28 protein-coding genes, 1 tRNA gene and 1 riboswitch are annotated in these 26,846 nt (G+C 35.2%); of the genes, 7 read left to right on the top strand and 22 right to left on the bottom strand.

From position 1 onward, the window contains the following. Window positions 1-425: 425 nt before the first annotated feature. From CDZ92_RS02515 to CDZ92_RS02495, 5 genes are all read right to left on the bottom strand, one after another. A complete protein-coding gene (locus CDZ92_RS02515) occupies window positions 426-1,034 on the bottom strand; it encodes a superoxide dismutase (RefSeq protein ID WP_096153383.1) in 609 nt (202 codons plus the stop codon). 164 nt (window positions 1,035-1,198) lie between these two features. Then, window positions 1,199-2,158, bottom strand: coding sequence for a 6-phosphofructokinase (gene pfkA / locus CDZ92_RS02510; protein ID WP_096153382.1), 960 nt, complete (start codon window positions 2,156-2,158; stop codon window positions 1,199-1,201). Between the two features lie 323 nt (window positions 2,159-2,481). Then, window positions 2,482-2,555: transfer RNA gene (locus CDZ92_RS02505), tRNA-Ile, on the bottom strand. A gap of 51 nt (window positions 2,556-2,606) precedes the next feature. Continuing rightward, a complete protein-coding gene (locus CDZ92_RS02500; protein ID WP_096153381.1) occupies window positions 2,607-3,089 on the bottom strand; it encodes a DUF456 domain-containing protein in 483 nt (160 codons plus the stop codon). Between the two features lie 66 nt (window positions 3,090-3,155). After that, complete coding sequence (locus CDZ92_RS02495) at window positions 3,156-4,796, bottom strand: Na/Pi cotransporter family protein (RefSeq protein WP_176483691.1); 1,641 nt, start codon at window positions 4,794-4,796, stop codon at window positions 3,156-3,158. A 236-nt stretch (window positions 4,797-5,032) separates the two neighbouring features. On the opposite strand from CDZ92_RS02495, the gene CDZ92_RS02490 reads away from it, so the two are divergent. The 3 genes from CDZ92_RS02490 to ispG all read left to right on the top strand — a co-directional run bounded on the left by CDZ92_RS02490 (window position 5,033) and on the right by ispG (window position 7,759). Further along, on the top strand, window positions 5,033-5,812 hold the full coding sequence (locus CDZ92_RS02490; RefSeq protein ID WP_096153379.1) for a DUF1189 domain-containing protein: 780 nt from the start codon (window positions 5,033-5,035) through the stop codon (window positions 5,810-5,812). A gap of 356 nt (window positions 5,813-6,168) precedes the next feature. After that, window positions 6,169-6,519: a hypothetical protein gene (locus CDZ92_RS02485; protein WP_096153378.1), complete on the top strand. Its 351-nt coding sequence runs from the start codon at window positions 6,169-6,171 to the stop codon at window positions 6,517-6,519. Window positions 6,520-6,661: 142 nt separating this feature from the next. Beyond that, window positions 6,662-7,759: a flavodoxin-dependent (E)-4-hydroxy-3-methylbut-2-enyl-diphosphate synthase gene (gene ispG / locus CDZ92_RS02480; protein ID WP_176483829.1), complete on the top strand. Its 1,098-nt coding sequence runs from the start codon at window positions 6,662-6,664 to the stop codon at window positions 7,757-7,759. Between the two features lie 32 nt (window positions 7,760-7,791). On the opposite strand, the gene CDZ92_RS02475 is transcribed toward ispG, so the two are convergent. Further along, window positions 7,792-8,202, bottom strand: a complete 411-nt coding sequence (locus tag CDZ92_RS02475) for a hypothetical protein (protein ID WP_096153376.1) — start codon at window positions 8,200-8,202, stop codon at window positions 7,792-7,794. A gap of 312 nt (window positions 8,203-8,514) precedes the next feature. On the opposite strand from CDZ92_RS02475, the gene CDZ92_RS02470 reads away from it, so the two are divergent. Then, window positions 8,515-9,087, top strand: a complete 573-nt coding sequence (locus CDZ92_RS02470; protein ID WP_096153375.1) for a hypothetical protein — start codon at window positions 8,515-8,517, stop codon at window positions 9,085-9,087. Between the two features lie 76 nt (window positions 9,088-9,163). Then, window positions 9,164-9,249, top strand: a riboswitch (cyclic di-GMP riboswitch). Between the two features lie 183 nt (window positions 9,250-9,432). Here the strand turns inward: CDZ92_RS02470 and CDZ92_RS19795 are convergent. The 5 genes from CDZ92_RS19795 to CDZ92_RS02450 all read right to left on the bottom strand — a co-directional run bounded on the left by CDZ92_RS19795 (window position 9,433) and on the right by CDZ92_RS02450 (window position 13,601). Then, on the bottom strand, window positions 9,433-9,588 hold the full coding sequence (locus tag CDZ92_RS19795) for a hypothetical protein (RefSeq protein WP_157842687.1): 156 nt from the start codon (window positions 9,586-9,588) through the stop codon (window positions 9,433-9,435). A 162-nt stretch (window positions 9,589-9,750) separates the two neighbouring features. Continuing rightward, entirely contained in the window at window positions 9,751-10,164 is a 414-nt protein-coding gene (locus CDZ92_RS02465) for a Fur family transcriptional regulator (protein ID WP_096153374.1), read from the bottom strand. Continuing rightward, complete coding sequence (locus CDZ92_RS02460) at window positions 10,164-11,000, bottom strand: metal ABC transporter permease (RefSeq protein WP_096153373.1); 837 nt, start codon at window positions 10,998-11,000, stop codon at window positions 10,164-10,166. The genes CDZ92_RS02465 and CDZ92_RS02460 overlap by 1 nt, the downstream gene beginning before the upstream one ends. Further along, on the bottom strand, window positions 10,997-11,791 hold the full coding sequence (locus CDZ92_RS02455; RefSeq protein WP_096153372.1) for a metal ABC transporter ATP-binding protein: 795 nt from the start codon (window positions 11,789-11,791) through the stop codon (window positions 10,997-10,999). Before CDZ92_RS02455 ends, CDZ92_RS02460 begins: the two co-directional genes overlap by 4 nt. A gap of 382 nt (window positions 11,792-12,173) precedes the next feature. After that, window positions 12,174-13,601, bottom strand: coding sequence for a two-component system sensor histidine kinase NtrB (locus CDZ92_RS02450; protein WP_096153371.1), 1,428 nt, complete (start codon window positions 13,599-13,601; stop codon window positions 12,174-12,176). A gap of 123 nt (window positions 13,602-13,724) precedes the next feature. Between CDZ92_RS02450 and CDZ92_RS02445 the strand changes: the two genes are divergently transcribed. Next, window positions 13,725-13,979: a DUF2624 domain-containing protein gene (locus CDZ92_RS02445; protein ID WP_096153370.1), complete on the top strand. Its 255-nt coding sequence runs from the start codon at window positions 13,725-13,727 to the stop codon at window positions 13,977-13,979. Window positions 13,980-14,189: 210 nt separating this feature from the next. On the opposite strand, the gene CDZ92_RS02440 is transcribed toward CDZ92_RS02445, so the two are convergent. Beyond that, on the bottom strand, window positions 14,190-15,089 hold the full coding sequence (locus CDZ92_RS02440) for a deoxyribonuclease IV (RefSeq protein ID WP_096153369.1): 900 nt from the start codon (window positions 15,087-15,089) through the stop codon (window positions 14,190-14,192). 358 nt (window positions 15,090-15,447) lie between these two features. Next, window positions 15,448-16,752: a DEAD/DEAH box helicase gene (locus CDZ92_RS02435; protein ID WP_406564917.1), complete on the bottom strand. Its 1,305-nt coding sequence runs from the start codon at window positions 16,750-16,752 to the stop codon at window positions 15,448-15,450. Window positions 16,753-17,056: 304 nt separating this feature from the next. Between CDZ92_RS02435 and CDZ92_RS02425 the strand changes: the two genes are divergently transcribed. Beyond that, window positions 17,057-17,659: a YqfQ family protein gene (locus CDZ92_RS02425; protein WP_227521450.1), complete on the top strand. Its 603-nt coding sequence runs from the start codon at window positions 17,057-17,059 to the stop codon at window positions 17,657-17,659. 197 nt (window positions 17,660-17,856) lie between these two features. Then, on the top strand, window positions 17,857-18,807 hold the full coding sequence (locus CDZ92_RS02420) for a 4-hydroxy-3-methylbut-2-enyl diphosphate reductase (RefSeq protein WP_096153366.1): 951 nt from the start codon (window positions 17,857-17,859) through the stop codon (window positions 18,805-18,807). Between the two features lie 64 nt (window positions 18,808-18,871). Here CDZ92_RS02420 and CDZ92_RS02415 read toward each other — a convergent pair whose 3' ends face one another. The 9 genes from CDZ92_RS02415 to CDZ92_RS20565 form a co-directional block, all read right to left on the bottom strand. Next, a complete protein-coding gene (locus tag CDZ92_RS02415) occupies window positions 18,872-19,993 on the bottom strand; it encodes a Nif3-like dinuclear metal center hexameric protein (protein ID WP_096156881.1) in 1,122 nt (373 codons plus the stop codon). 2 nt (window positions 19,994-19,995) lie between these two features. Continuing rightward, window positions 19,996-20,700: a tRNA (adenine(22)-N(1))-methyltransferase gene (locus CDZ92_RS02410; RefSeq protein WP_096153365.1), complete on the bottom strand. Its 705-nt coding sequence runs from the start codon at window positions 20,698-20,700 to the stop codon at window positions 19,996-19,998. A 157-nt stretch (window positions 20,701-20,857) separates the two neighbouring features. Then, window positions 20,858-21,220, bottom strand: a complete 363-nt coding sequence (cccA, locus tag CDZ92_RS02405; protein ID WP_096153364.1) for a cytochrome c550 — start codon at window positions 21,218-21,220, stop codon at window positions 20,858-20,860. A gap of 169 nt (window positions 21,221-21,389) precedes the next feature. Next, entirely contained in the window at window positions 21,390-22,529 is a 1,140-nt protein-coding gene (locus CDZ92_RS02400; protein WP_096153363.1) for an acyl-CoA dehydrogenase, read from the bottom strand. Between the two features lie 106 nt (window positions 22,530-22,635). After that, window positions 22,636-23,169: a hypothetical protein gene (locus CDZ92_RS02395; protein ID WP_096153362.1), complete on the bottom strand. Its 534-nt coding sequence runs from the start codon at window positions 23,167-23,169 to the stop codon at window positions 22,636-22,638. Window positions 23,170-23,271: 102 nt separating this feature from the next. Then, on the bottom strand, window positions 23,272-24,396 hold the full coding sequence (rpoD, locus tag CDZ92_RS02390) for an RNA polymerase sigma factor RpoD (RefSeq protein WP_096153361.1): 1,125 nt from the start codon (window positions 24,394-24,396) through the stop codon (window positions 23,272-23,274). A gap of 42 nt (window positions 24,397-24,438) precedes the next feature. Beyond that, entirely contained in the window at window positions 24,439-26,256 is a 1,818-nt protein-coding gene (gene dnaG, locus CDZ92_RS02385) for a DNA primase (RefSeq protein WP_096153360.1), read from the bottom strand. A 31-nt stretch (window positions 26,257-26,287) separates the two neighbouring features. Further along, window positions 26,288-26,503, bottom strand: a complete 216-nt coding sequence (locus tag CDZ92_RS20570) for a DUF188 domain-containing protein (RefSeq protein WP_406564878.1) — start codon at window positions 26,501-26,503, stop codon at window positions 26,288-26,290. Window positions 26,504-26,532: 29 nt separating this feature from the next. Continuing rightward, window positions 26,533-26,754, bottom strand: a complete 222-nt coding sequence (locus CDZ92_RS20565) for a hypothetical protein (RefSeq protein WP_406564877.1) — start codon at window positions 26,752-26,754, stop codon at window positions 26,533-26,535. Between the last annotated feature and the right edge of the window lie 92 nt (window positions 26,755-26,846).

The following is a 26,846-nucleotide window of genomic DNA, read 5'->3' as shown; positions in this document are numbered from 1 at the left end:
CTCGCTCCTTTAACTTACCGTTATTTTGGCTTAAAGGAACTTTAGATATGTGTTTTAGTTTGGAATGTTAGTTTTTACCGAAAAATAATTAAATTTTAGGAGCAAATTAACTGAGACGGAAATGCCAGGTGTAGGGTTGAAACACAAATTATCCAAATTGAAACACAAGTTGCACGAATTGAAACACAACATATATGTATTGAAACACATGGAAAGACGAGCGTTTGGATTGAAACGCAAATTTCTCAAATTGAAACAAAACGGATGCAAATTGAAACACAACCCATACGAATTGAAACACAAGTAAGTAATTGTTAAGTGTTCTTAATCATGAAACGAAAAACACTGCTCGATCCATCTTCGTATGAGAGTAAAACAATAAAAAACACCTATTCCGAAAAGGAACAGGCGTCAATTTTATATTATTATTTTGCTTTGCTGTAAAGGTCAGCAACTACATCCCAGTTGATTACATTGAAGAATGCAGAAATGTAATCAGGACGACGATTTTGGTAATTTAAGTAGTAAGCATGCTCCCAAACGTCAAGACCTAAAACTGGAGTTTTACCTTCCATGATTGGAGAGTCTTGGTTTGGTGTGCTCATTACTTCTAACTCACCATTGTTTACTACTAACCAAGCCCAACCAGAACCGAAGCGAGTTGCACCTGCTTTAGAGAACTCTTCTTTGAAGTTTTCTAAGCTTCCGAATTTGCTATTGATAGCGTCAGCTAATTCACCTGTTGGCTCACTTGCTCCACCTGGAGTTAAAAGTGTCCAGAATAAGCTATGGTTAGCGTGACCACCACCGTTGTTGCGAACTGCAGCACGGATGTTTTCAGGTACAGCGTCAAGGTTAGCAATTAATTCTTCTACACTTTTAGCTGCAAGATCAGCATGACCTTCTAAAGCTGCGTTTACATTTGTAATGTAAGTGTTGTGGTGTTTTGTGTGGTGAATGTTCATTGTTTCCTTGTCAATGTGTGGTTCTAAAGCGTCATAAGCATAAGGTAATTGCGGTAATTCGTATGCCATAAATATCTCCTCCAAATTTTAATATGTAGAAATTTCTGAAACTTGGCAGTATTAACTACCGGTTTCTTTAACTCAAGATTACCAAAAATATATTCTAGTTTCAAACAATCTGCCTCAAACAAATTTTATATTTTCTTTTTTCGCTTGTTTTTATTCATTCCATCTTAAATCGATAACTCTTTTGAAAGTCTATACATACTTTCATCGATTGTATGTGGCATTGCAAAAACTTCATCAAATGTATAATCAACTAATCTGTTGTTTTCCATTCCAACAGCTCGTCCTGATTTTCCCTCTACTAATAATTCTACAGCTCGTGCACCTAATCTACTCGAAAGGACACGATCAAAAGCGGTTGGTGAACCGCCACGCTGTATATGTCCTAATACTGATACCCGCGTATCAATATTAGCGGCTGCTTCTAATTGCTGTGCAAAATCAGTACCGCTGCACACTCCTTCAGCTAATACAATTATGGTATGTTTCTTACCACGCTCTAAACCTTTTTGAATACGAGAAACTACTTCTTCCAATTGATACCCTACTTCTGGAATGATAATAGATTCCGCACCACCAGCTAGTCCTGCCCATAAGGCAATATCTCCAGCATGGCGACCCATAACTTCAATTATAAAAGTACGTTCATGACTAGTAGCTGTATCACGTATTTTGTCTATTGCATCAATAACAGTATGTAAGGCAGTATTAAACCCAATCGTAAAATCTGTTCCGGCTATATCATTATCAATAGTTCCTGGTAAACCTATACACGGATATCCATGTTCAGTTAGCTTTTGCGCACCTTTATAAGAACCGTCCCCACCAATTACAATAAGCCCTTCAATGCCAAACTTATTTAATTGTTGGATTCCTTTCTTTTGACCTTCTAATGTTTTAAACTCTTCACATCTTGCAGTGTACAAAATGGTTCCGCCGCGATGAATGATGTCACCTACAGATCCTAACTCTAATTTTTTTATATTCCCAGATATTAATCCAGCATAGCCTTGGTAAATACCGTAAACTTCTATATTATGATAGATTGCTTTTCTGACAACCGCCCTAACTGCGGCATTCATTCCTGGTGAATCTCCACCACTTGTTAATACACCAATTTTCTTCAAAATGGAACACCTCTTTTTATTATTTGGCTACCCTGAAAGTAAATTTGCGGAACTAATAGTTGATGATAGCACGAGTTACTCGCTTTCCGCGGGCGGGCCGGGAGCCTCCTCATCGCTACGCTCTTGCGGGGTCTCCCGTTTCCCGCTTCTCCCGCAGGAGTCTCGCAACTCGTGCTATCATCAACTTGGGTGGCTCTGTTTAAGACCGTCTTTTATAAATGCTTGTTCTTCTATTTATCTTATATAATATCCATTAAAAAATACAATTTTATCCACGAATAGATAAAAAAAGAAACCAATATTTAAGAGGTTTCTAGTTTGAATGGACCCTGCAGGACTCGAACCTGCGACCGGACGGTTATGAGCCGTCTGCTCTAACCAACTGAGCTAAGGGTCCATGTATAATGTTTTGTTATAAATTAACATGCAACAAACTATTCTGTCAATATCAAATGACTACTATGAAGAAGTAAATTACCATCAAAATTTGAATAATACTTTTTGCCACGATACTCGAGAAGAGACCTACTACAGAACCTGTTCCAATTTTCATCGCCTCTTTTATAGATTTTTTTGAAAAAATTAGTTCTGCCATAAACGCTCCAATAAAAGGTCCAGCAATAATTCCAATAACCGGAATAACAAATGGTCCAACAATTAACCCAAGCGTACTACCCCAAACAGAATAATTACTACCTCCAAACTTTTTTACACCAATAACACTCGCTACATAATCTGTTACAAAAAGCAAAGCAACAAAAGAAAGCTGTATTGCCCAAAACAAAAAAGAGAAAGGTTCGAAAGTGAAAAATACTCCATATAACAAAAATGCTCCAACCAACAATAAAACGCTTGGAATGATTGGGTATATTAACCCGACAAAAGAAAGAACGATTAATATAGATAATAGTAGCCAATAAATGAAATCCATCATCACTTTCTCCTTTATAGAAAATATAAGAAAACGGGAGAATTAAATTCCCCCGTCTCCCATTTATTATAATGTACCGTGACTTTCTCCTAGAACAGCCTCAGCGATATTAACTGCATGGTCACCGACACGCTCTAAGTTACTAATAATATCAACAAATACGATTCCTGATTGACCAGAACATAATCCGTCATTTAAACGCATAATATGTTTCTTACGAAGAGTACGTTCCATTCTGTCAATTTGGTCTTCTTTTAATTTTACATCTCTTGCTAATTCTTTATTACCAGTTTTTAAAGCTTCAACAGCTTCTTGTACCGTTTTAATAGTTAATGTGAACATTTCATCTAGATCTTGATCAGCTTGATCAGTAAGTTTTACTTTATTAGAGATTTGGTAATCAACTAACTCTAGGATATTTTCAAAGTGGTCACCGATACGTTCAATGTCACGTACTGAATCCATTAACATCGAATGTTCTTCCGATTCATTTGCAGATAAAGAAGCAGAAGATAGTTTTACTAAATAGTCGGTAATCTTACGATCCATATTATTAATTGCATCTTCAAGCTGGAAACCTACTTCTGCATGTTTAGGAGTTCCATTTACTAAGTAAGCTTTTGTTTCTTCAAGACCTACAACCGATAATTCACCCATGCGAACAACTTCTTCTTTTGCTTGACCTAATGCTAATGAAGGTGATTGTTCAATAAATAATGGATCTAATTTATTTGCTTTATATTCCACTGCACTATCTTGTCCAGGAATTAGTTTAGTAACTAATATAGCTAGTAATGCAATAAATGGAAATTGAATGATTACGTTGGACACGTTGAAAATACCGTGTGCAAATGCAATTGTCATTTGTGGATTTAATTGTAATGCTTGTTGGATGTTATCAATTAATATTGTAAAAGGTACAATTATGATGATAATAATTGTGGCACCTACGACATTAAAGATTACATGAGTTAATGCAGCTCTTCTAGCAGCAACTGAAGCACCTATAGAAGCTAGAACAGCAGTAATGGTTGTTCCAATATTGTCACCGAATAAAACAGGTAACGCTGCTTGTAATGATAAAGCACCTTGTCCGAATAATTCTTGAAGGACCCCAATAGTTGCACTTGAACTTTGAACAATGACTGTAAACACAGTTCCTATTACTACTCCAAGTATTGGATTGGTACTCATCGAAACGGTTAAGTCATGGAACGCTTGTACATGTGTTAATGGTTTTAATCCATCACCCATTATTTTTAGTCCTAGGAATAGTCCACCAAAACCAAATACAACTTGGCCTAAATATTGTAAACGTTTATTTTTAAAGAAGAATAGTAAAAATGCCCCAGCAGCAATGATTGGTAACGCATAATCTGAAATTTTAATACCAATGATGAATGCTGTGACTGTTGTACCAATATTCGCACCCATAATGACACCAATCGCTTGACGTAGTGTCATAAAACCTGCGTTAACTAATCCAATCGTTAATACAGTAGTACCAGTACTTGTCTGCAATAAGATTGTTACAAATATACCTGCTAAAACTCCCATAAAAGGGTTTGTTGTCGTTTTATCTAAAATATCACGAAGTTTATCACCTGCAGACTTTTGTAATCCGTCACCCATGTACTTAATTCCGAATAGGAAAATACCCAGGCCACCGATAAATTCAAATATAATTCTTTGAACATCTAATTCCAAAAAATTCAACCCCTTAATCCAAATATGTAATTCGACAAACATCTACAAAGCCAATAACAATTATTAACGATTTTTAAATCAATTGTAAATACTTTTATGTGAAATTTACAATATCTTAACATTAGCCTCCTTAATATTTACATTGTTGTAATAATCCGATGTATTTATTGTTAAGATACCCAAAATAAGATAACATAAAATGGTCATAAAATATTTTTTCATAAAGGGTGAGCTTCGTGAACATTTTTAAACAGTTTATAAAAAGTTTGTATTCCCCTAAAGATATGGCAACATTTCGCTTCCAGGGAATCGGAAAATCCATTTTATATGTATTCTTTCTTGTCCTATTAACATCCATTCCTGCATTTGTTTTTGTAGGTACAGGTACTTATCAAATTTTCAATGCTACAAAAACAGTCGTCGATGCCGATGTTCCAAATTTTATTATTGAAGATGGTGAATTTACAGCTGAAACTGATGAACCTGTTTTTATTGAACAAGATGACGTTACAATTATAATTGATCCAAATAATGAACTAACGCTTTCAGAAATCAATAACTATGGTGATGTTATAGCAATCCAACAATATGAGCTAGTATTTGTAATGGGAGGCCAAGAAGATTTCTTTAACTTTGCCGACTTACAAGGCTTTACTCTAACAAGAGATGACATCGTATCTTTTATGGATGGTTTAGGATCTTTAATGCCTATTATTTTAACTCTAATTTTAATAGTTATGTATGTAGCATTTAGCGCAGTAAAATTTATTCAAGTAACTATTTTAGGACTTGTAGGCTTAATAATTAAAAATAGTTTAGACAGAACTAATTTAAAGTATCGTCATACATGGATACTAGCTGCATATGCAGTAACAATCCCTACTATTTTATTTACCTTAACAGATTTACTTGGTCTCTACATTCCCGCAACAGGCATAATCAGCTTTGCTGCTTCTATCTTTGTACTGTATTTAATCATTAAAGAAGTAAAAGTAAAAAAAACAGTTGAACAATAATCTTCTACCAAACCGGCAATTATTTGTCGGTTTTTTTTAACGCTCTTTCTTGTATGTTTTTTTCTTTAAATAATTTAAAATCTAGAGTGGATTGGAGCGGAAGGCACTGGACTCCTGCGGGAAATAGAGCGAATCGTGAGACCCCACAGGCGGTACGCCGAGGAGTAGGTTTCACGATAGTGAAAATAACCTTCCCTTGCGCTCCCCGCGGAAAGCCAGTGCCTGTAGCGCAAAGAAACTAATTAAAATTCCATAGCAGATTGTTTTAATAACAATAGTTAAGAAAAGACTATTGTTTGTCATATTCCTCTTGGACAAGCATATACATAAATATGCTTAAAAGGGAGGAAATTAAAATGTTTCGATTATTCATTGTTGTACTTATCGGATTTACTATATTTAGTATATATACAGATATTACAAAGGGTACAATACCAACAACAGCCCAATCTCAAGAAACACAGAAAGCAATTTCTTCCTTACAAAAGAATGATAACACTGCAGAAGAAAAATTGAATGATTCACTATATATGATTGTGGAAATAAAAGCTGGAGATACGGTATTAACTATAGCCGAAAGGATAACAAACGGCCCTATTCCTGTACCTATAAACAAATTAATAGAAGATTTCCAATTACTTAATGACAATGTTATTCCTGAAAAGATACAAATTGGAAGGGAATACAAATTTCCAATCTATCGCTAAAGATTTTAATACTTGTCAATTCACACTCTCGATTGATACAATATTTTGGGTACAGCATATTTTTGAACTGTAATTAATAGGTGGATATATCGTATATTCCACATCTTTGATAGTTAAAAGGAGCGATTTAATCGTGAATGAAATGACACATCGTACGAAAACCCGTCCCGTTAAAGTCGGCGATTTAACAATTGGTGGAAGCAATGAATTATTTATACAAAGTATGACAACGACGAAAACACATGATGTGGAAGCAACCGTCGCTGAAATAAAACGTTTAGAAGAAGCAGGCTGTCAAGTAGTTCGTGTAGCTTGCCCTGATGAAAGAGCTGCAAATGCCATTCCTGAAATCAAAAAAAGAATTAACATCCCTTTAGTTGCCGATATACATTTTGACTATAAATTAGCATTAAAATGTATTGAAGGCGGCGTAGACAAAATCAGGATTAATCCAGGAAACATTGGACGACGTGAAAAGGTAGAAGCTGTTGTAAAAGCTTGTAAAGAAAAAGGAATTCCCATTCGAATTGGTGTAAACGCTGGCTCCCTTGAAAAACGTATATTAGATAAATACGGCTACCCAACTGCTGATGGAATGGTTGAAAGCGCACTTCACCATATAAAAATTTTAGAGGACTTAGATTTTTACGATATCATTGTTTCCATGAAAGCATCCGATGTAAACTTAGCGATTGAAGCTTATGAGAAAGCATCTCGAGCTTTTGACTATCCTCTACATTTAGGTATCACCGAATCGGGTACACTTTTTGCCGGTACAGTAAAAAGTGCCGCTGGTTTAGGGGCTATTCTAAGTAAAGGAATCGGAAACACATTACGTATTTCTTTAAGTGCAGATCCTGTTGAAGAAGTAAAAGTAGCTCGTGAGTTATTAAAGTCATTCGGACTTGCTTCTAACGCTGCAACGCTTATCTCTTGTCCTACTTGCGGAAGAATTGAAATTGACTTAATTTCTATTGCTAATGAGGTAGAAGAATATATTTCAACGATTAAAGCACCCATTAAAGTAGCGGTTTTAGGTTGCGCGGTTAACGGCCCAGGAGAAGCTCGTGAAGCAGATATTGGAATTGCTGGTGCTCGTGGAGAAGGATTGTTATTCCGTAAAGGCGAAATTGTACGGAAAGTTCCTGAAGCTACTATGGTTGATGAATTAAAAAAGGAAATAGACAAAATTGCGGAAGAATATTTCGCAAAACAAGAAGCAGAAAAAACAAAAGCTTGACACTAAGTGTCAAGCTTTTGTTTTTGTCTGTTTTAGAAAAACGGCAATATGAACATACCAACGATAATGGATACAGCTCCTAGTCCAATTGCCCATGCCCCTAATCCAGTTGCTCCTCGTCTGCGGGCAATGAATCCTATAATAATCCCTGCTGCACCAAGGATTATTGGTAAGATAAATAACGAAAGAACAGATAGAGCAAGTCCTAAATATCCAAGCCCTCTTCCACTCATTCCCATTACATCTTCGCGTTCTTCCTCAAAAATGGCTTCTCTTTCACGTTCCCTCTCAAATGATACTGCAGGAGGTACCGCAGCCACTTCCGCTGCCGTTTCTTCTAAATGCTCACGATGCGCATTCGCTCTAGCTACATGCGGCTCTTCGTAAGCTAATCTATTTTCAATCGGCTCATTGAGTTCATTTCGCTCAAATTCATTTGCCATGCTGATCCCTCGCTTTCGTAAGGTAAGGAGCATTTATAGTATAGGCCTTTAAACTAAAAAACATAGGTGTTAATGTTTTCTAACTATGTTAAAATGATAATTTGATTATATATTCTACATAATCAATTTCATAATTACGGTTCGTTTAGTGAAAAAACGAATGCTTTACCGTTATACGGAGTTATTTATTCGTTTTTAAAGTTATTTTTATAAAAACATGCTGCAATTATTCGTTTTTCGTATAGTAGTAATACATTATGAAACGGACCCACATAATATAAATAAGCATAAACCCAAGATGGAGGAAAAAAAATGAGAAAAAGATTAGGTATAGATATAGACGGAACCTTAACATGTCCAAGTTCTTTTGTTCCATATATAAACGAATCCTTTAATATGAACATTACTTTAGAAGATCTAAAGCAATATGAACTAAGTCCTCTTATTGGTATTTCTGATGAGGAATTTTGGAAATGGATGGACAAGGTGGAGCCAGAAATATATAAAAGTAACCCACTTGCTTTTGGCGCTAAATCTATACTGGACAAATGGAATAATAAATTTGATCTTTATTTTATAAGTGCACGGAGACAACACCTATACGATGTAACATCCAATTGGTTTGCTAATCAAAAGATTGACTTTGATCATCTTGAATTAATCGGCACTCATAATAAAGTAGCTACCGCCAAAAAGCATGAAATAGATATATTCTTTGAAGACAAACATGACAATGCTTGTGACATTAGTGAAGAATGTGATATACCAGTTATTTTATTTGATACTCCTTACAATCGTTTACCTGTACCTAAAAATGTTATTAGAGTGAACGACTGGTTTGAAGCTGAAAAATGGGTAAATGAATTTTTAAGTGTCAAAAGTTAATTTGTAAAAAATTCTATAAAATCCATTTATTTTTTAGTTCTTTTCCCCTATACTAAAATTAGTATGATAGAAAAGCCATACGAAAAGGCAAACCCATTGAAAAATGGAGACGCAAAGCTAAGGGGCTAATGTAATTTTTTACTATGCTTGCCAGCTACCGAAATAACTCCGTATAGGCTTTACATAGGGGGACGGCTAAGTGACAAATGGAGAATCATGGTTAACACCAGCCAGAAAAGACAAACTTTTAAATGCAATATTAATACTATTTGCAATCTCTATTGCAGCTTGCTTAACTTACTTTGTTCAATAAAAAGCCCGCTTCCTAAGCGAGCTTTTTTGTATTCACTTTTTATTATCCATAACCCATAACAACTGATGTTGAATAAAATCCACAAGCTCTTGAGCTGATATTTGTTCAGAAGTGTCCCCAACTCTCTTTGCTTTTGATAAAATGTCCATTAACTGTTCTTTTTTAATCGAAGCATATTGTTTCTTCATTGTTTACACCCTATTTCTCAATTCTTAGTACAACACTTCGATAAGGGTAGTCGCTTTATGTCGGGTAGAAGTCCAATTATATTAATAGCATTTTATGTAAACACCTTAAAAATGTTCAAAAAAAAGAAGAAACGGTGTGTAAAAATCACACCTTTCTTCCTTTTATAATATGCATTCCGGGCACTTACCGTAAATTTCAAACTTGTGCCCTGTAACATCATAACCTTTTAAGTTGTCAGAAAGTGCCTTCATTGGGCAAGTTTCGATTTCTTTTGTTTTTCCACAATCCATGCAAATAAAATGGTGGTGATGGTGCTTCGTGCTACAAGTGAATCGAAAATGCTTTTCTCCTTGTAGTTCTGTCTTTTCTAATATACCAAGCTCTTCAAAAAGGCCTAAGTTTCGATAAATCGTATCAAAACTTAAACCAGGGTAATTATCTTTTAATGAATCTAACACATCTTTTGCAGTTAAATATTTATCTGAATCAGCAAAAAGTTGTAGCATCTCTTCCCTTTTTCCCGTATATTTATAACCTTTGTCTTTCATTAGATCTAGTGCCTGTGTGACATTCATTATTTTCCTCTCCTTATCTTAGTCCAAACAATCGTTGCAATAAGTATAATTACAGAAATGATGACAATGGTTCCCCCTGGTGCTAAGTCTAAATAAAAAGACGTAATCAGTCCTCCAATTACCGCAATTTCTCCGAATAATATAGAAAGAAAAATCGTTTGTTTAAATCCTTTAGCAATCCGGATACTTGATGCTACAGGCAAAGTCATTAAGGAAGACACTAATAATATTCCAACAATTCTCATGGAAGAAGCAATAACTAATGCTACCATTATGATAAATAAAAAGTGAAAAAACCGCGCGTTTATTCCAGAAACACGAGCATGCTCCTCATCAAATGATAGTACGAAGAATTCTTTATAAAACAATATAATTGTAATGATGATAATGGCTGAAATAACTAAAATTGTCCAAAAATCTGCTCTCGATACAGCACTTACACTACCAAATAAATAATTAAATAAATCTGTATTAAAACCGTCTGCTAAAGAAATGAAAATAACTCCAAGTCCAATACCACTTGATAAAATAATCGGAATAGCTAACTCTTGATAGTGTTTATAAATACTTCTAAGCTTTTCAATAAACAACGCACCAGCGACCGAGAACCCCATTCCAAAATATAGAGGACTAACTCCCACCATGAATCCAAACTTTTTTTCTACGAATAAACTAGCCGCAATACCTGCAAGTGTCACGTGACTTAGCGCATCGGCAATTAAGCTCAGTCTCCTTACAACAACAAAGACACCGAGTAATGGAGCTATAAAACCTATCAAAATACCTGTATAAAACGCATTGCGTAAAAATTCAAATTGCATTAATGCTGAAATCATGCTCCATTGCCTCCATCGTGATGGTGATGGTGATGATCATGACTTAATACATGAAGGTCATGACCGTAAAATTGTGATAAATCTTTCGTACGTAGTTCTTCAAACTCTTTTGTTACACCGTGGAAATGTAAATTTTTATTAATACAAGCTACGTGTGTTACTTTATCTGTAATAGTTCCAACATCATGTGTCACCAATATCAAAGTAATATTTAAATTCTTATTTAAATGCTCCAACATTTGATAAAAGTTTTGAACATTTTTACTATCTACCCCAACAGTAGGTTCATCAAGAATTAGCAATTCTGGTTCACTAACTAACGCGCGCGCAATAAAGATACGTTGTTGCTGACCACCAGAGAGCTCACCAATGTTTTGATGAATAAAATCTTCCATTCCAACTGATTTTATTGCATCTAGCACTTTGTTTTTATTTTCTTTATTAAAAAATTTAAACAGGCCGACTTTCGAAACTAGCCCTGTTGATACTACTTCAAACACAGTAGCAGGGAAACCGGTATTAAAACTATTTGCTTTTTGAGACACAAACCCTACCTTATTCCACTCTTTAAACTTGCGAACATCTTTCCCAAATAGTTGGATTGTTCCTTTTTGCGGTCTAAGTAAACCTAATACACATTTTAATAGGGTGGATTTACCTGATCCATTTGGACCTACCAAACCTAGAAATGCTCCCTTTGGAATAGTTAAGTTAATATCTTCTATAACATTTTGTTGTTCATATTTAAATGTTACGTGTTCTATTTTTAAAACTGCTTCATTATTTTGCAACTTGCTCACACCTTATAGATAAGAATCGTTACGATTTTATAACAATATTTTAGTATACAGGAGTGTTAGGAGAAAGTAAATAAAATTAGATTTGAGGACTAATTGTTGATCTTCGCTACAGGAGTTCACTTTACGCGGATGGAATCGGGAACCTCCTCGGCGCATTGCCGCCTGTGTGGGGTCTCCCTTGTCGCGCTCTCCCGCAGGACAAGGAAAGCTACGCCGCAATGCATCGCACGAAGAAAATGCGTATGCTGGAGTCTCGCACCTGTAGCGAACATCAACCTATTTTTTACAAAGTATTTTACGATATATTTAAATAAAACACTCAAAGAAATATTATTTTTTTAAAAACATGGCCGTAAAATAAAAGCCTAAACAGTTATGTTAGGCTTTTGGATAGTGGTAGGGAGAAGGTGAAGGTTGTTCCTTCTTTTAATTCGGTATCAATTTTAAGTTCGCCATCATGATCTTCTATAATTTTTTTACAAAGCGGGACTCCTAGCCCATTGCCGTTTTGCTTTGTTGTAAAGAATGGCTGACCAATTTTTTCTAGTGTTTTCTCGTCTATTCCAGGTCCGTTATCTTTTACAGAAACTAGGATACAATTACCGCTTCTTACTACTTTCATTTCAATTCTTTTGTCTTTTTTTATTTCTTCCAGAGCTTCTATGGAGTTTCTCAACAAGTTAAGCATAACTTGTTTAATCATAGATTCATTAACAAGTAGCTCTTCTTCTATTGGCTCAATATAACAGTCAAATTGAACATTATGTAGTAAACATTCTGACTGAAAAATATAAACAAGTGACTGAAATAAATCTTGAGGCTTCATAGATTGTTTTGTTAGTTTCTTTTTTGAGACGGACAAGAAATCTTCAATAATGTCGTTCATCCGATTGATTTCATCCAAAACAGTTGGATAATACTTTTCCCATTCATTCGTTATTTGAGAGAGTTGAATGAAACCTTTAATAACAGACAGAGGATTTCTCAATTCGTGAGCCATTCCAGCTGAAATTTGAGAGACAGACTCCATTTGTTGCTTATAGATTAACAAGTTTTCAAACTTTTGTTGATAACTTCTATCATGAATGATAAACAACGTTCTATTTTCCTCTTGAAAATATAGACCTTGAACTTGTAGTAATTGATCGTCTAAATAAAAATATCTCTCAACAAAAGAATTTTCCGTTACTATTTCTTCATGTATGGCTAAAAATTTATTTTTTAATATTTCATTTGCAGGAATATCTAGTAATGATACATCTATGTATTTACTCTGTTGTAGAGGAAGGTTTAACAAATTAAGACTTTTCTTATTCAAATATTGAATAATTCCATTATCTGAGATGACAAAAATCGCCAAATCTAATTGTACCGTTATAAACTGGAGGAGCCTAACAGATTCCTGTGTTTTACCACCTAATAATTGAATTGGTAATTGATTATCCCTTACAGGTATCTTTTGGGCTTGCAAGTATATTTTATTTTCATAAAGTTTGCCTTTATATAAATAGAATTCATTTTGAAGTTGGGGGTGAGATTGGGGTGCTGAATGAATTAAAATTCTTTTTAACACATCACCTTTTCCAGAAATGATTTGATCTAAAAACGTGTAAACATCATTTCTAATCTCTTGAGTAAATAATGAGTAGAATGAAGCACTGTCATATAAATCCGTTTGAAAAATCTCTTTTGCCAAGTTATTAAACTCTTCAATTGTGCCGTTCAAATGTAAAACAAATACTATTTCTTCGCGTAACTCATTAAGTATAGAAGCATGGCTCTTTTCAATATTCGCAACCAAGGAATTTCCCTCCTAACCCTCATAACAAATAGTATACAATAATTTACCACTTCTTGTCATATTTTTTTCAATATACACATTTCTAGGCGACCCATCATAAGTTGAAGTAGGAGGGATTGAGAAATGAATATTTATCAGACTATCGTGAACAAAAAACTAAATAGTATTACCTCAAGCGAACTTATTGAGTATGCCGGGCAGTACCAAATTCCGTTAACGAATGATCAAGCGAAAAAAGTTTCGAATTTGTTACAGACGAAAAAGGTAAATATTTTTAATACATCCGAACGTCTTCAGTTAATGAAAGAAATTGCGAGAATAACTGGCCATGATACGGCGAAAAAAGTAAACCAGTTGTTTGTGGAGTTTACAAAATAAAAAAAGATTAGGCTAGTGTTAATGTTAACGACACCAGCCCAATCTTTTTTCAATTAACCGAGTGAGTTTCATAATGTGCAATTACTAAACGAAAAACGAATATTAAACCTATTATTTAATATATTAACGTTTTTTTATATCGAACGTTATATAATTATAATAAACTTATCATTCGTTTTTCACTAAACGAACAGTAATTATGAAATTGATTCAACCATTAAGAATATTATCTAAAATATTTTCGTCAAATGTTTTAGATTTCAGCATTTCGATTTCGAATTTATATGGAGGTTTTTTGTTTTTCTTGTCTTCTCCAACATAAGGTGTTTCTAATATTTTCGGTACGTGCATTAGTTGTTCATGATGAATAATGTAATTAATTGCGTCAAAACCGATTTTACCGAAGCCAATGTTTTCATGGCGATCTTTTCTCATACCTCGTTCATTTTTACTGTCGTTAATATGAAGAACTTTTAAACGGTCCAAACCGATAATAGAGTCGAATTGTTCTAAAACACCATCAAAGTCATCGACAATATTATAGCCAGCATCATGAACGTGGCAAGTATCAAAGCATACAGATAGCTTTTCATTTAAATGTACACCATCCATAATTGCTGCGATTTCTTCGAATGTAATACCACATTCAGAACCTTTTCCGGCCATTGTTTCGAGTGCAATTTGTACTTGTTGTTCTGGTACTAATACTTCGTTTAAACCTTTAATGATTTGAGCAATCCCTAAGTCAGAACCTGCTCCAACATGAGCCCCTGGATGAAGAACAATTTGTCTTGCACCTAACGCTTCTGTACGACGGATTTCTTCTCGTAAGAAGTTGACTCCTAGTTCATATGTTTCTGGTTTCTGTGAATTTCCAATGTTGATTATATAAGGAGCATGAACAATAATATTGGAGATGCCGTTCTCTTTCATGTGTTTTTGTCCGGCTTCTATATTTAAGTCTTCGATTTTTTTGCGTCTTGTGTTTTGTGGTGCACCTGTGTAAATCATGAAAGTGTTTGCACCGTATGAAGCAGCTTCTTTACTTGCAGCTAACATCATGTCTTTCCCGCTCATTGATACATGAGAACCAATAATTAAGTCTTTCAAATCTGTCACCTCTTCTTTTCTGTCCTACAATATGTTAACACAAAAGAGGTGGCTTGTCTTTTTTAGAATACTACTAAAACGTAGTCCGTTCCTTTCCGCTACAGGCACTGGCTTTCCACGGGGAGGAAGTCGAGCCTCTTCGGCTTCGCCTGCGGGGTCTCGACCTTTCCTCTATTTCCCGCAGGATAAGGAAGGCTGCGGAGCGATGCATCCTCCGTAAGAAGATGCGTATGCATTTTCGAGGAGTCCAGTACCTTCCGCTCCAAGTCACTATGATTTATAAAAGACAACAACCTTAACCCAAAGATAATTTGAGTATTACATGAGACACCAGAAGTAAACTTTCTTATTCTATTTATTACTTACGCTTTAAGCGGCGTTGGCGTTTTTTGTAGTTTTCTACTTCTTCTTTGTGTTTCTTTTTATAGCCTGGTTTTACTTTTTCAGTCTTTTTAACAGCTCGTTTTGCTTGGATGTCTATTTCATCGACTTTCTTTTTACGATCTTGGCGTTTGTTTAATACTCCATGCTCTACCCATTCACCATTTTTCAAATCCACTAGGCTGAAAGTAATACCTAGCTTTTGAACCGTTTGGACTTTATTTTCATCAGAAGGTTCAAATAATGTTGCAGCAATACCAGAAGAACCGGCGCGTGCTGTACGTCCAACTCGATGTATATAAAAGTCTAAATCAGACGGTAGTTCATAGTTAATAACATGACTTACCCCTTCAATATCAATTCCACGAGCTGCTAAATCTGTCGCAACAACAAATTGGAATTCAAGGTCATTAATTTGTTTCATCACTTTTTTACGCTCACGTGGATTTAGGTCTCCGTGGATTCTACCAACCTTTAGTCCCTGCTCCATCAAACTGTCTGCCACTTCATCCGCTTTTTTCTTCGTGTTTGTAAATACAATCGCTAAATACGGGTTATAGGCAACTAACGCTTTATAAAGAAGGGTTAACTTGTTACGTGATTTGACTGGTATTAAAACGTGACTAATATTTTGTGCTGTAATTTGTTTTGGTGCAACGTGAGTAAATTTAGGATTTTCTAGATATTTTTTTAAGAATGGCTTTAACTTTTCTGGAATTGTAGCAGAGAAAACTAAGATTTGTAATTTCTCAGGCATAGCCGCAGCTACCTTATCAACATCTTCAATAAAGCCCATGTCTAACATTAAGTCCGCTTCATCCACTACTAACGTTTTCGCTGTATGAACAAATAATGCTTTCTCACTCATTAAGTCTTTAATTCTTCCAGGTGTACCTACAACTATATGTGGTTGTTGTTTTAATTTATCGATCGTCTTTTGCTTGTCCGTTCCACCAATATAACAACGGGCTTGGATAGAACCTTCTGCAAATTTTGTGATTTTTAAAACTTCTTGATAAATCTGAGTTGCTAGTTCTCGTGTTGGCGCTGTAATGACAGCTTGTACCTCTTGTTTTTCTAAATCTAATTCATTAAGAATAGGCAATAAATACGCATGTGTTTTTCCTGTTCCAGTTTGTGATTGGCCGATTACACTTTCCCCTTTTAGGATGGATGGAATTAACCTTTCTTGTATTTCTGTTGGCTTTTTAAAGCGTAAGTCTGCAATTGCTTCTAAAAGAAATGGTTTTAATTGTAACCGCTCGAATGGATTTGTCATAATATACCTCCGTAAGTTTAATTTTTTTATATGTAATGGCAGTTATTCTTTCGATCTGAAAAGGCCTTACTATTTCAAATAAAAATGAGAATGATTCCATACAAATATGTTTATTTATAGCTTATCCAATAAGTCCAATATTTTATTATAAAGGATTTCAACTAGTTTGGCTAGACCAGTAGCGCCCATTCTCATTAACATATAAACAATTCCGCTATAAATTGCATACCTTATAAGTGAGAATTCGTGACAATTGACTACTAAAATAATATGAAAATTTTTTATATAAGTGAAAGGAGGATGTAACATGTTTTATGGTCCCGGTCGACCACCTTATCCACCGATGCCTCCCGTTAATCAGTTTGGACCTGGTGGGTTTATGCCAAGAAATATTCCTAATCAAATGATGATGAGGGGTGCTCCACCACAAATGCAAATGTTCGGAGCTGCTAGAGGGGCTCGTAGTGGAGGCGGACTTCTTGCAAAGTTGTTCGGTAGAACTGGTGCAAGTAGTATCGGAAATATGAGTAGTGTTGGACAAATGGCAGCACCTTCTACTCTACAGCAATTAGCAAATCCATCTAACATTACGGGTTTTTTAACAAATATTCAAAAAGCTCTTGGTATGGCAGAACAAGTGATGCCAATGGTACAACAGTATGGACCTTTAGTGCGAAATTTACCAGCGATGTGGAGACTTTACAGTGAATTAAAAAATGTTGATACAAATGCTGATGATGATGAAGAAAAAGATACAACAACAGATTCAGTTGAAGAGACTACAACTGAATCAAAAGCTGAAGAAGTAGATGTGCCACTTACTAAAAAACAAGTAAAAAAGAATATTGCTGTAAAAAAGAAAAAGCCTCAATCGGAAATTAAAGTATCTAAGCCTAAGCTCTACTTATAATTCTTTGTAAAATCCTCCTTTCTCTTATATAATGATAATAGTAATAGGGAGTGTTTTATCACTCTCTTTATTTATTTGCTAATTCGATATATTCGAATCAATTTCATAATTACTGTTCGTTTAGTAATTGTACATTATGAAACTCACTCATTTAGTGTAAATTAACGAATTTAGCTAACGTTTAAGGAGGATGTAGCATGGAAATTATTAAAATTGCTCCTCGTGGCTATTGCTATGGTGTAGTAGACGCAATGGTGATTGCTAGAAATGCAGCATTAGATAAATCATTACCTCGTCCAATCTATATTCTTGGAATGATTGTTCATAATAAACACGTTACAGATGCTTTTGAAGAAGAAGGAATCATTACATTAGACGGTGCTAACCGCTTAGAGATTTTAGACAAAATTGACCATGGTACAGTTATATTTACAGCACATGGTGTATCTCCCGAAGTGAAAGCTCGTGCAAAAGAAAAAGGACTAACAACCATTGATGCCACATGTCCTGATGTTACAAAAACTCATGACTTAATCCGCCAAAAAAAGGCGGAAGGATACCAGGTTATCTACATCGGAAAAAAAGGGCATCCAGAGCCAGAAGGTGCTGTTGGTGTCGCACCTGATATCGTACATCTTGTTGAAAAACAAGATGATATAGAAGCCCTTAACATCGAAAGTGACAAAATTATTGTTACGAACCAAACGACGATGAGTCAATGGGACGTATTAGACATTATGGATAAAGTAAAAGAAAAATATCCCCACGTTGAACAACATAAAGAAATTTGTTTAGCAACACAAGTGAGACAAGAAGCAGTCGCTGAGCAAGCTGGTGTTGCAGATGTAACGATAGTTGTTGGAGATCCGAAAAGTAATAACTCCAATCGCCTTGCACAAGTTTCGGAAGAAATCGCCAAAACACGTGCTTACCGAATTGCAGATATTTCGGAGCTTGACATTGAATGGCTAAAAGGTGCAAACACAGTAGCTGTTACTGCTGGTGCTTCTACTCCAACACCAATTACGAAAGAAGTTATTGCATTTATTGAACAGTTTGATCCAATTAATCCTGATACGTGGAAGCGTGAAAAAACAGTTCCATTAAATAAGATTTTACCAAAAGTTAAAAAACAAAAAACAACGTAAAAAAGGAGCTAGTCACGATTACCTTCATGACTAGCTCTTTTTCATATTGATGAGATAAGATTTTTTATAAAAATTGAAATGGATCTGTATTTGTTTCGGAGACAATTAGTTCTACTTCCCAATTTAATTGAGATGCGAACTGTTCCATTTTTCTTTTAACACCTTGCTTCATTATTTTTTCTGCATAGTGTCCTGGATCCACAACATTTAATCCAAGTGACATTGCATCGTGTGCAGTATGGAAGTACAAGTCTCCAGTCACATACACATCAGCCCCAGCAAATTTTGCATCGTAAATGTATTTGTTACCGTCTCCACCAACTACCGCCACTTTTTCTACTACTGTTTCAAGGTTGCCAACAACTCTTACATTGTCAACTTCGAGCGTGTTTTTTGTATGTTGTGCAAACTCTTTTAACGACATTTTACTTGGTAACTTTCCGATGCGCCCTAGCCCGATAATTTCTCCCTTATTTTCTAACGGAATGATATCATAAGCCACTTCTTCATACGGATGGGATTTCAATAATGCATTTACAACTCTTTTTTCTATAGAAGAAGGAATAATTGTTTCGAGCTTATGTTCTTGCACCCTTTCTAAAGCCCCTGATGCGCCGATAAAAGGTTGAGAGCCATCTAAAGGTAAGAATGTACCTTCTCCTATTGTGCTGTATGTACAATGGCTATAGTTGCCTATATGACCTGCTCCCGCCTGGCTAATCGCCTCTCTCACTTGCTCAACATGTGTACTAGGAACAAAAGTAATTAACTTCTTTAACTTATCTTCTTGTGTAGGTGCTAATACTTTTGTGTCTGTCAATTGTAGAGCCGAAGCTAATAAATCATTTACACCACCAACAGCTATGTCAAGATTCGTATGAGCTACATAAACAGCTAAGTCATGTTTAATACACTTTGTTACTATTTTCCCTGCAGCAGAATCCTCCGTAACAGTTTTAAGCGCACGAAAAATGGGAGGATGGTGCGCAATAATTAAATCTACCTGTTTCTCTATCGCCTCATCTACAACACTCTCAAGTACATCTAATGTTACCATTACTTTTTGGACTGGTTTATTAAGGTTACCAATTTGTAGCCCTATTTTATCTCCCTCCATTGCATATTTTTTCGGAGAGAATTGTTCAAACGCTTGGATTATTGAGTGGCCGTTGGGAGTTTTACTCATCATTAGAGCACCTCCTGTACAATATTTATTTTTTCTTGTAATTCTTTTATTTTTTGTACGTTATCTTCCGTTATTGGAGCATTTTCAATTTGGGAAAATATTTTTTGCCAATGAGACAATTCATGTGTCCATTTTTTTCTAAATGTTTCATTCTTCTCTTCTAGTAAAAATGGACCTACTAATAAACCAGCCTGCTTATTTTCGGTATATGGTGCTGATGGGTTGCCTGGTTCTGCTACTAACACTTCGTATATTCTACCATCTTCTTCTAGAATGGATTCTTGTGTAAGCTCCCATCCATTTTGAAGTAGCCATTCACGAATTTTTATGGCACCGATATTGGGTTGTAAGATTAATCTCTTTACACCAGTTAATTTGTCTTTCCCAGATTCTAAAATAGATTGAATAAGCGTTCCACCCATACCAGCAATCGTTATACAATCTACTTCACCAGGGGAAATAACTTCCAGTCCATCCCCTTTTCTAACATCAATAACAGCTTGTAAGCTCGTTTTTTGAACCTGTTCTTTAGCAGATTGAAAAGGTCCTTCTACTACTTCTCCTGCTATGCCACTTGGAATGATACCATTTAAATAGGCATAACACGGTAAGTAAGCATGGTCAGAACCTATATCAGCAAGTGTGTATCCTTCAGGAATGTAATGTGCAACTGTTTCTAATCTTTTTGATAGTCTTAACTCGTTCAAATTATTCACCACAATCATTAATTTAAGTATAGGAAAATTATAGTTCAAAAAGGGGTGGAATGCCAATAATGCATTATATCTGAATTGAAAGTAAACGTATTATGAAAAAAAGTCCATTACACGAAGTGTAAAGGACTTTTTCAACTCTTAAATAGAATTATTCAGCGTCGCCTTCTTGGCCGTAGTTTGTAAGCCATTCAGCTAATACAGCTGCTTCTTCCGGTGATGCTAGGTTTCCTGGCATTGTTCCTTGACCATTTACGATAACGTCTTTAATTTGTTCTTCCGTTAAATTAAGGTTAAGTAGGCCTGGACCTGCTACACCTTGTAATTCGTTACCATGACAACCAATACATGACCTTTGGTAAAGCTCTTCACCTGATAAAAGTTCAACTGATCCACCAGCATCACCATCAGCCATATTTTTAGCTTGGTTTAATCCAACGAAAGAAAATAAGAACATTAGTCCTAAACCTAACACTGCAATAAATGCAAAAGGAATTAGCGGATTTCGATTCATGCTATTTTACCTCCTTATGTACGAGCCTAAACTTATACAAGCAATTTCTATTTTACTTTATATTTTACAATAGGAAAAGACCTATTTGTTACCTTGCCCAATTTATTCACATATTAGACACAAAAAAGACTTCATTGTTACATGAAGTCTTTCAAAAACAATATATAAATTAACAGCCAAGATGTCTAGCAATTACCATTCTTTGTACTTCTGAAGTTCCTTCTCCGATTTCTAAAAGCTTACCATCACGCATATAACGTTCTACATGGTAATCTTTCATATATCCATAACCACCATGTAACTGTACTGCTTGGTCGGCAATTTCCATACAAACTTCCGAAGCGTATAGCTTACACATGGAAGCCTCTTTTGAATACGGTCTCCCTTGGTCTTTCAACCAAGCTGCTTTGTAAACCATTGTTCTAGCTAATTCTAATTTCATTGCCATATCAGCTAGTTTGAATTGATTTACTTGGAAGCTTGATATTGAGCGACCAAATTGTTTTCTTTCTTTTGAATAAGCGAGCGCTCGCTCAAAAGCTGCTTGTGCAATCCCTACAGCCATTGCACCAATACCAATACGTCCACCATCAAGCGTAACTAAAAACTGTTTAAAGCCTTCTCCACGTTTTCCTAGTATGTTCTCTTGAGGTACTCTAACATCTTCTAACACTAATTCTGTTGTATTAGAAGCGTTTAAACCCATCTTTTCATAATTATCGACAATTTCAAAGCCTGGTGCATCTGTAGGTACAATAATTGCAGTGATCTCCTTATTGTTTCCTTCACGGCCCGTAATTGCAGTTAGTGCAAGGTGCTTCGCATAAGAAGCATTCGTAATAAAGCATTTATTTCCGTTGATAATATAATCGCTTCCATCTTCTATAGCAGTTGTTTGAGTGCCACCTGCATCTGAACCAGCATTAGGTTCTGTTAAGCCAAATGCTCCTAACGACTCACCAGTACAAATAGGAGTTAAATATTTTTCCTTTTGCTCTTTTGTACCAAACATATTAATTGGCGCTCCACCTAATGAAACGTGTGCGGAATAAGTGATACCTGTAGAACCACAAGCCCTACTTAATTCCTCTACTACAATTGCAAAACTTACAGTATCTGCTCCTGCTCCACCATATTCCTCTGGAAACGGTAATCCCATCATCCCTAAATCGCCTAAAGATTTAAATATATCAACAGGAAATTCTTTAGTTTTATCGCGTTCTAAAGCTCCAGGTGCTACCATTTCCTCTGAAAATTCACGGATCGTTTTTTTAATCATGGATTGTTCAGTTGTTAAGTCGAAGTTCATGAAAGTCCCCCCTAAAATGTAAAACTTCTTGTATACGCTTTCAAATGTATTATAATAGAAGTAAGGGAATTTTCTCAACATTTAAAAATCATAAAAATTTCTGAAATTATACTAGTATCATTATTGCTATTAAAGATAAATAAGAAATAATTGCAGCTACACTAAAATAATGCCATTTCATTTTCCATCCAACTAACAACCAACAACTTGCATGAATAAATATTGCAATAAAATAACTGTTTCCTGTAAAATGGAAATAATTCAGTAACATTATATTCCAGTATAATAATAAAATAGCAATTACTATTACCGGAATGTGTATGTATTGCTTTTCTTTCCTAAACATGAAGTATGCTATGGAAGACAACAAGGTAAATATTATTAAAAGGAGCATTTGCAATTCAACAGACAATTCAGTAAAATAAGTGACAAGAAACATTATTGGCACAAATACAGGCACAGAATATGCGATCATTAATCTCATAAAACCTCTTTTGTTATTAGCGCTTTCTGATTTAGAAGTATCTTCACCTTCTGAATATAACGCAAGTAAATAATCGCAATAGTGTCCAGGTAGTAGCTTACTTTTTTTCCAATAGGTGATTTCTTTTATTATTATCTCTTTTCGTTGTTTGTTCATGTCCTCACCTCATGATAAAATAACTGAAAATTCATACTGTTTCTTTTAACAAAAAAAATAGCTTACTTTTAGTTTAAAAAGTAAACTATTTCTTGTAAAGGTTTATTCTAAAAAGTCTTTTAGTCGTTTACTACGGCTTGGATGTCTTAACTTACGAAGTGCTTTTGCTTCAATTTGACGAATACGCTCTCTAGTAACGCCAAACACTTTACCAACTTCTTCAAGCGTGCGAGTACGTCCATCGTCTAATCCAAAGCGCAGTCTTAAAACATTTTCTTCTCGATCAGTTAATGTATCAAGAACATCTTCTAGCTGCTCTTTTAACAACTCATAGGCAGCGTGATCGGATGGAGACGTAGCATCTTGGTCTTCAATAAAGTCACCTAAATGGGAATCGTCTTCTTCACCAATCGGTGTTTCTAATGAAACAGGTTCTTGTGCAATCTTTAATATTTCACGTACTTTTTCCGGAGTTAAATCCATATCTTCTGCTATTTCTTCAGGAGATGGCTCACGACCTAAGTCTTGTAAAAGCTGACGTTGGACTCTTATAAGTTTGTTAATTGTTTCAACCATATGAACAGGGATACGAATCGTTCTAGCTTGGTCCGCAATAGCACGAGTTATTGCTTGACGAATCCACCAAGTTGCATATGTTGAGAATTTAAATCCTTTACGGTAATCGAATTTCTCAACCGCTTTAATTAGTCCCATGTTACCTTCTTGAATTAAATCAAGGAATAACATACCACGTCCTACATATCTTTTTGCAATACTAACAACAAGACGAAGGTTTGCTTCCGCTAAACGGCGCTTAGCTTCTTCATCACCAGCTTCAATTCTATTGGCTAAGCTAATTTCCTCTTCTGCGGATAATAAGTCTACTCGACCGATTTCTTTTAGGTACATTCGAACAGGGTCATTTATCTTCACCCCAGGTGGTACTGAAAGGTCGTTTAAATCGAATTCTTCTTCCTTAGCTTTTTTTATATTAAGATTATCAGTTGTACTATCTGCCTCACCAATAATTTCAATACCTTGTTCTGCTAAGGACTCATAATATTCATCCATTTGGTCAGATTCAATTTCGAATCCTGACATACGCTCGGCAATCTCTTCGTATGTTAACGATCCTTGTTTTTTACCCGCTTCAGTTAGTTGTTCTTTTACTTGTTCAAACGTTAATTCCGTTTCCAAATCTTTTGAGTGTGCTGACTTTTCTGCCATCACAGTCCCTCCTTCCAACATTGAAACGCGATAAGAGGCAATTTATTGTTTTAATGCTTTATTCATCTGAATAATTTCCATCGCTATTTGTGCTGCTTTTAAATAATCTTTATTTTGTTCTGCATGTTGCTTTTCTTTTTCTTTTTCTTTTATTGTTAACAACTTTGGGTAATTCAACACCTGTTTCATATAATCGTTTAAAACAATGTCACTCACTTCATCTTCAAGCGTTAACATTGCTAGCTCAGATACTAAGCTTTTCAGCTGATGATCATCCATTTTTTCCAACAAAACGCTAATATTTGGATCATTTCCTTCTTCATAAAAACCATATATATACGTAGCAATGGCTTTATGTTCATCTAAGTTAAATGAACCTTTTATAGCGTGTTGAACTTTATCTGATATATCACGATCTTTTAACATATGTGCTAATAAAAATCGTTCTGCATTCAGGTAAGCCGGAAGTAACTTTTTGGATAAAATACTCTTTTGATTACGTATAGTAGTATTTCTATTTTGTTCGTTATAATCCTTTTTTCTTGCAATTGTTTTGTATATTTGAAATTGTTGTTGCTTTAATGCATCTAAAGAAATGGAAAATTCGTCTGCCATTTGTCTTAAATAATGGTCCCGCTCTACCGCTTTTGTTAGCGTGCTTATTTCTTTTAAGGCATCCTCAATATAACGAATTTTTTCTCCTTCATTATTTAAGTTTCGGCCTCGCCTTAAATATCTAAGCTTAAATGCTGAGAATGTTAAACTTGCCCCTATTACATCGTGCTTAAACGATTCCGTTCCTTTGTTTTTAATGTAGTCATCAGGGTCCATTTTATCGGGAATCATTGCTATTCGTATTGAACATCCATGTTCCAATAAAAGGTTTGCAGCACGGTAAGCCGCTTCCACTCCAGCATTATCTCCATCATAGCAAATAACAACACTTTCCACATTTCTACGAATGATCCTTGCTTGATCCTCAGTTAGAGACGTTCCCATCGTTGCAATAGATTGAGGGAAACCCGCTCCGTCTGCAGCAATTACATCCGCGAAACCTTCAAATAAAATTACTTGTTGCTGTTTTCTTATATGTGGTCGTGCTTGGTGAAAGTTATATAGCACTTGGCTTTTAATAAAAATTGGTGTTTCTGGTGAATTTAAATATTTTGGTTTTCCTTCCCCTAAAATACGGCCAGAGAAACCAATGATATTTCCTTTCAAATCGTGTATAGGAAACATAACTCGGTCCCTAAATCGATCGAAATACTCTAAACTGTCCTCTTTTTCAATGATTAAGCCTGCTCGCTCAAGCAAATTCTCCTTGTAGCCACGTTTTGTTAAAAACTTTCTGGCAAAATCCCACGAATTGAGAGAATATCCAATACCAAACCTTTTCATCACATCATCTGTAAATCCTCTTGCGGTTAAATAGTCATATGCCTCTTGACCTTCTTTTGTATTTAGCAGTAAATGATGATAAAATTTTTGGAGAAGCGTATGTGCTCCAATCATTTTTTTTGTTTCTGAATTTTCTTCAGAAGCTTCATTTTTTGGTAAGTCAGGCAGTTCAATTTCAGTGTTAGAAAGTTTTGCTAACTTTTCTGCTGCTTCGACAAAACTAACGCCTTCTATTTCCATCACAAAGTTAAAGGCATTGCCACCCGCTCCACAACCGAAACAATGATATATTTGCTTATCTGGCGAAACAGAAAAAGAAGGTGTCGACTCTCCGTGAAAAGGGCAAAGTCCGAAGTAATTTTTTCCTTGTTTCTTTAATTGTACATATTCTCCGACTACATCAACAATGTCAGTAGATTGGCGAATTTGTTCAATTGCTTGTTCAGGAATTCTACTCATAATGACACTCCATAGTATACTATTTCTTTATTTATCAACGAATTCCTGCAAGATTCGACAAATTTTCTTGAAGTTTGTTCTTAAATTGCTGTCTATCTTCATCAGTAAAAGGTTTTGGCCCTTTGCTATATACACTTTTACGACGTTCTTTCGCTGATACGTGTCTCATAAATAGACGCTGGTCCATATCTCCTTCTGTATAAACAATTCCACGAGGAGAAAGAACATAAACTTTTCGATTTACCAACATGCTGGCTAATCCAAGATCTTGCGTTACAACTACATCTTTACTTTTGCCTTATTTAATATGTAAAGATTTGCTGACTCCTTTCCTTCATCTACGTAAATCAAAGAACCATTTAAATCTTTATTACATACATGAGAATAGGAAGCAACAAAGTAAACTTCTACATTATATGCATTACCTAGAAGACTTATTTCTTCCTTTACTGGGCATGCGTCTGCATCTACTAAGATAATGGGAGATGTTTTTAATTGCATGTTTGTTTGATTCTACATCCCTTCCCAAAAACCTTCTTTTTTCGATATGTTTTTTTCGTTTGTCGAACGATTTTACTTTCTGAACCTTGACT

Origin of the sequence: Bacillus sp. FJAT-45066 (assembly GCF_002335755.1) — a bacterium.
Classification (GTDB): domain Bacteria; phylum Bacillota; class Bacilli; order Bacillales; family Bacillaceae_I; genus Bacillus_CD; species Bacillus_CD alkalisoli.
This window is presented reverse-complemented; position numbering and strand designations above follow the sequence as displayed.